The 5,646-nt window shown below is 68.1% G+C and carries 6 protein-coding genes; 5 read left to right on the forward strand and 1 reads right to left on the reverse strand.

Translation table 11 applies throughout. From position 1 onward, the window contains the following. The first annotated feature begins 53 nt into the window (after nt 1-53). The 4 genes from FNH09_RS43960 to FNH09_RS43975 all read left to right on the forward strand — a co-directional run bounded on the left by FNH09_RS43960 (nt 54) and on the right by FNH09_RS43975 (nt 2,057). The gene (locus FNH09_RS43960) at nt 54-236 is read left to right on the forward strand and encodes a hypothetical protein (protein ID WP_152895472.1); all 183 of its coding nucleotides are present in this window, start codon (nt 54-56) and stop codon (nt 234-236) included. A 241-nt stretch (nt 237-477) separates the two neighbouring features. After that, the gene (locus FNH09_RS43965) at nt 478-918 is read left to right on the forward strand and encodes a BlaI/MecI/CopY family transcriptional regulator (RefSeq protein ID WP_152895473.1); all 441 of its coding nucleotides are present in this window, start codon (nt 478-480) and stop codon (nt 916-918) included. Nucleotides 919-927: 9 nt separating this feature from the next. Further along, nucleotides 928-1,455: an amino-acid N-acetyltransferase gene (locus FNH09_RS43970; RefSeq protein WP_152895474.1), complete on the forward strand. Its 528-nt coding sequence runs from the start codon at nt 928-930 to the stop codon at nt 1,453-1,455. Nucleotides 1,456-1,721: 266 nt separating this feature from the next. Next, nucleotides 1,722-2,057: an Lsr2 dimerization domain-containing protein gene (locus tag FNH09_RS43975; protein WP_162470015.1), complete on the forward strand. Its 336-nt coding sequence runs from the start codon at nt 1,722-1,724 to the stop codon at nt 2,055-2,057. Here the strand turns inward: FNH09_RS43975 and FNH09_RS43980 are convergent. Continuing rightward, the gene (locus FNH09_RS43980) at nt 2,036-2,647 is read right to left on the reverse strand and encodes an SCO3374 family protein (protein WP_152895476.1); all 612 of its coding nucleotides are present in this window, start codon (nt 2,645-2,647) and stop codon (nt 2,036-2,038) included. The two genes, FNH09_RS43975 and FNH09_RS43980, sit on opposite strands and share 22 nt — an antisense overlap. Nucleotides 2,648-3,078: 431 nt before the next feature. Between FNH09_RS43980 and FNH09_RS43990 the strand changes: the two genes are divergently transcribed. After that, complete coding sequence (locus FNH09_RS43990) at nt 3,079-5,604, forward strand: ATP-dependent Clp protease ATP-binding subunit (protein ID WP_152895477.1); 2,526 nt, start codon at nt 3,079-3,081, stop codon at nt 5,602-5,604. Nucleotides 5,605-5,646: the final 42 nt, after the last annotated feature.

A 5,646-nucleotide genomic window follows, 5' to 3' on the forward strand; every position in this document is an offset into this window, starting at 1 on the left:
GGTCCGCGTCCCCCGCCCCGGGCGCGGCGCCCGGGCGTGGCTACCCTGGGGGCATGGACTACGTCTCCGCGCTCGTGCCCCCGGTCGTGATGGCCGCGTTCTTCATCGGTCTCATCAGGGTGATCGTGAAGACCCAGGGCGGGGCCAACAAGGCCAAGGAGGACGCCGCCGTCGACGCGGCGCTCGCGCGTGCCGAGAGCGCCCGCCAGGCCGGCGCCGCGCAGTCCGAAGCCTGACGGGACCGAGCCGCGGGGCCGCGGCTCCGCCCCTGAGTGCCGGCGCCTCCCGACGGCGCACGACGTGTGCCCGCGCGGCCAGGACCCTCCCGGTCCTGCCCGCTGCGGGCACTTTCCCCGTCGTGCGCCCTTTTTGTTCCCGTTTGCAGCTTAAAGTGCACGTCCGGCACGCCATTGCCGGGATCTCCCACTATTGTTCTGAGCTGTGCCTCGCCCATTGGGAGAACTCGAAGACGCGGTCATGACGCGGGTGTGGAAGTGGAACCGCCCGGTCACCGTTCGAGAAGTCCTGGAAGACCTACAGCGGGAACGGACCATCGCCTACACCACGGTGATGACCGTTTTGGACAATCTCCATCAGAAGGGCTGGGTGCGCCGGGAGGCGGAAGGCCGGGCCTATAGATATGAGGCGGTCTCCACCCGTGCCGCCTACGCGGCCGCGCTGATGAACGACGCCTGGGCGCAGAGCGACAACGCCGCCGCAGCTCTCGTCGCCTTCTTCGGCATGATGAGCGACGAACAGCGGCAGGCCCTGTCGGACGCCATGCGCATCGTCCAGGTACCGGAAACGCCCGGACCCGCCCGCACCCCCGATACGGCCGGCGATGCCGGTGATACGGACGCGCCCGATACGCCGCCGCGGGAGAACCCCGGCTCGGCGGCGAAGGGCGGCGGGCGATAGCGTCCGCTCATGTCAGAGAGCCTCGAAGTCGCTAAAACCATCACGGTCCGGCGGGCCCGGACCGGCGATGTCCGGGCCGTGCGCCGACTCCTTGACGCGTACGCCCGGGACGGCATCCTGCTCGACAAAGCGATGGTGACGCTTTACGAGGACATCCAGGAGTTCTGGGTCGCCGAACGGGACGACAACGCCGAGGTGGTCGGCTGCGGCGCGCTGCACGTCATGTGGGAAGACCTCGCGGAAGTGCGCACCCTCGCGGTGAAGCCCGGCCTCAAGGGCCACGGCGTCGGCCATCGGCTGCTGGAGAAGTTGCTGGACACCGCTCGCCGGCTCGGCGTTCGCCGGGTTTTCTGTCTGACCTTCGAAGTGGACTTCTTCGTCGGGCACGGCTTCGTGGAGATCGGCGAGACGCCGGTCGACGCCGATGTGTACGCGGAACTCATGCGCTCCTATGACGAGGGCGTCGCGGAGTTCCTCGGTCTCGAACGAGTGAAACCGAACACCTTGGGCAACAGCCGGATGCTTCTGCATCTGTGATCGCCGGGCATCGCGCGGTTCCTCAAGGCATATTCCGCCGGGGCACAAGCACGGACAACCCAACGGACGCTGCCCAGGTTCCCTATGTCCGAAACGCGCATGTTTCCGGGGCCGGGGCGGCCCTTGGGTCTCTGCCGGGGGTTTGTGTTTTTCCCGCAAAAGCGGTTTGCTTTCCGACGTACTGCAGTAGTGGATATAACAAGGGGCGGCGAAACGGCGGACGCCGCAGACCCCCGGCCCTCACGTTTTCGATGAAAGGAAATCCGGTGGCACAGAAGGTTCAGGTCCTTCTTGTCGACGACCTCGACGGCGGCGAGGCGGACGAGACCGTGACGTTCGCGCTGGACGGCAAGACGTACGAGATCGATCTCACGACCGTCAATGCGGACAAGCTGCGCAGCCTTCTCGACCCCTATGTGAAGGGTGGTCGGCGTACCGGAGGCCGCGCTTCGGGTGGTCGTGGAAAGGCGCGCGCCGCGTCCGGTGGCAGCCAGGACACCGCGCAGATCCGCGCCTGGGCCAAGGAGAACGGTTTCGAGGTCAACGACCGCGGCCGTGTTCCCGCGATGATCCGCGAGGCCTACGAGAAGGCCAACGGCTGAACGCCTGCGCGCCGCAGCCTGGCACGGTGGCACCGCGTGGCCACCGTGTCCACGAGGCGTGCGAGATCGGGGGCGCCTCTGCCGCCCCCGCCGCCCCCCACGGCCGACAGCGTCGGCAGCGACGCCTCGACCTCGCGTCCCGGCACGGGGGGCCGCAACCACACCGCGGCCCCCTGAAGAGGCCGGCAGCCGTCCGGGAGGATCTGCGGGCCGCCGACCGGCCCCGGGCCGGGCGGTAGCGGCGCCTCCGTGCGTCCGCCCGCGCCGAGCGCCACCAGATCGGGCGCCAGCGCGCCCCACTCCAGCCAGTCCAGGAGTCCCGGCAGCTCCTCCGCGCTGCCGACGGCCGTCAGCAGCCGCATCCGGTCGCCCTTCAGGGCCACCGGAGAGTCCGGCGCCAGGTGCCTCAGGGCCGCGAGACCCGCCTCGGCGGGCACGTCCAGGACGTCGAAGCGCAGGCCCGTGACCAGTCGTACCGGTTCCCCGGGCACGGTCGTCCAGCCCAGCGCGTTCTCGTACCAGTGCCGCGTCCGGTCGTCCGGAGCCGGGAGCGGACGGGAAGGGGGCACCGCGGTGACTGAGCCAACCATGCCAAGTGCAACCGTCCCAAATCCCCCCGAGTTACGCTGGGTGCACCGATGGCTGCACAGAGTGAGAATTCAAGGGGGCGTGCGGGGGTGCGGGGAGGCGTGAGGTTGTTCGCCCGTAGCGGAGGGAATCGGTGCGCGCGGCATGGACTGTCGGCTCCCACGGGTAAGACATCCCTAGTGGGAGGGGGCGACACGCAGGAAAGGCCGTCTCACGTTCGCCATCGGCGTACTGCTGGTGAGGGTAACTGCCTGGCCTGCGGGAACATCGTCTCGCACCATCGGGTTGGAGCAGATGTCGGCGTTCGGGGTCAGGAGGCCAAGGACGGTGTCGGCAGTTGGAATGAGCGGTCCCCGCTCGCGGGACTAAGCTGCGGAAGGACAGGGAGGGGAAGTTCCCCCCACTGCCTGACCGCTCTGAGGAGCGATTAACGATGTTCGAGAGGTTCACCGACCGCGCGCGGCGGGTTGTCGTCCTGGCTCAGGAAGAAGCCCGGATGCTCAACCACAACTACATCGGCACCGAGCACATCCTCCTGGGCCTGATCCACGAGGGTGAGGGTGTCGCCGCCAAGGCCCTTGAGAGCCTCGGGATTTCGCTCGAGGCGGTCCGCCAGCAGGTGGAGGAGATCATCGGCCAGGGCCAGCAGGCCCCGTCCGGGCACATCCCCTTCACCCCCCGTGCCAAGAAGGTCCTGGAGCTGTCGCTCCGCGAGGCTCTTCAGCTCGGCCACAACTACATCGGCACCGAGCACATCCTGCTCGGCCTGATCCGTGAGGGCGAGGGCGTCGCCGCCCAGGTCCTGGTCAAGCTGGGTGCCGATCTCAATCGCGTCCGCCAGCAGGTCATCCAGCTGCTGTCGGGCTACCAGGGCAAGGAGACCGCCACCGCCGGCGGGCCTGCCGAGGGCACTCCCTCGACGTCCCTGGTCCTCGACCAGTTCGGCCGGAACCTCACCCAGGCCGCTCGTGAGTCCAAGCTCGACCCGGTCATCGGGCGCGAGAAGGAGATCGAGCGGGTCATGCAGGTGCTGTCCCGCCGTACCAAGAACAACCCGGTGCTGATCGGTGAGCCCGGCGTCGGCAAGACCGCCGTCGTCGAGGGCCTCGCCCAGGCCATCGTCAAGGGCGAGGTGCCCGAGACCCTCAAGGACAAGCACCTCTACACCCTCGACCTGGGTGCCCTGGTCGCCGGTTCCCGCTACCGCGGTGACTTCGAGGAGCGCCTGAAGAAGGTCCTCAAGGAGATCCGCACCCGCGGCGACATCATCCTGTTCATCGACGAGCTGCACACGCTGGTCGGTGCCGGCGCGGCCGAGGGCGCCATCGACGCCGCTTCGATCCTGAAGCCGATGCTGGCCCGTGGCGAGCTCCAGACCATCGGTGCGACCACGCTGGACGAGTACCGCAAGCACCTGGAGAAGGACGCGGCCCTGGAGCGCCGCTTCCAGCCCATCCAGGTCGCGGAGCCGTCCCTGCCGCACACGATCGAGATCCTCAAGGGTCTGCGCGACCGCTACGAGGCGCACCACCGCGTGTCCATCACGGACGAGGCACTGGTCCAGGCCGCCACCCTGGCCGACCGGTACATCTCGGACCGCTTCCTGCCGGACAAGGCGATCGACCTGATCGACGAGGCCGGCTCCCGGATGCGTATCCGCCGGATGACCGCGCCGCCGGACCTGCGCGAGTTCGACGAGAAGATCGCCGCCGTCCGCCGGGACAAGGAGTCCGCGATCGACTCGCAGGACTTCGAGAAGGCCGCCTCCCTGCGCGACAAGGAGAAGCAGCTCCTCGCCGCCAAGGCCAAGCGGGAGAAGGAGTGGAAGGCCGGCGACATGGACGTCGTCGCCGAGGTCGACGGCGAGCTGATCGCCGAGGTCCTCGCGACCGCCACCGGCATCCCGGTCTTCAAGCTGACCGAGGAGGAGTCGTCCCGCCTGCTGCGCATGGAGGACGAGCTCCACAAGCGGGTCATCGGCCAGGTCGACGCCGTCAAGGCGCTGTCGAAGGCGATCCGCCGTACGCGTGCCGGTCTGAAGGACCCGAAGCGCCCCGGTGGCTCGTTCATCTTCGCCGGCCCGTCCGGTGTCGGTAAGACCGAGCTGTCCAAGGCGCTCGCCGAGTTCCTCTTCGGCGACGAGGACGCGCTGATCTCCCTCGACATGTCGGAGTTCAGCGAGAAGCACACGGTCTCGCGTCTCTTCGGTTCGCCCCCCGGCTACGTGGGCTACGAGGAGGGCGGCCAGCTGACCGAGAAGGTCCGCCGCAAGCCGTTCTCCGTCGTCCTCTTCGACGAGGTCGAGAAGGCCCACCCGGACATCTTCAACTCGCTGCTCCAGATCCTGGAGGACGGTCGCCTGACCGACTCCCAGGGCCGGGTCGTGGACTTCAAGAACACGGTCATCATCATGACGACCAACCTCGGCACCCGGGACATCTCCAAGGGCTTCAACCTGGGCTTCGCGGCCTCGGGCGACACGAAGACCAACTACGAGCGCATGAAGAACAAGGTCTCGGACGAGCTCAAGCAGCACTTCCGGCCCGAGTTCCTCAACCGCGTCGACGACGTGGTCGTCTTCCCGCAGCTGACCCAGGCGGACATCCTGCGGATCGTCGACCTGATGGTCGGCAAGGTGGACGAGCGCCTGAAGGACCGGGACATGGGCATCGAGCTCTCCCAGTCCGCCAAGGAGCTGCTGTCCAAGAAGGGCTACGACCCCGTGCTGGGCGCGCGTCCGCTGCGTCGCACGATCCAGCGCGAGATCGAGGACACGCTCTCGGAGAAGATCCTCTTCGGCGAGCTGCGTCCCGGTCACATCGTGGTCGTGGACACCGAGGGCGAGGGCGACTCCGCGACCTTCACCTTCCGCGGTGAGGAGAAGTCGGCGCTGCCCGACGTCCCGCCGATCGAGCAGGCGGCCGGCGGTGCCGGACCGAACCTGAGCAAGGACGCGTAAGCCCCAGGGCGACGCCAGAAGCTGTCTCTTATACACATCTTA

Origin of the sequence: Streptomyces adustus (assembly GCF_009377175.1) — a bacterium.
Lineage (GTDB): Bacteria > Actinomycetota > Actinomycetes > Streptomycetales > Streptomycetaceae > Streptomyces > Streptomyces adustus.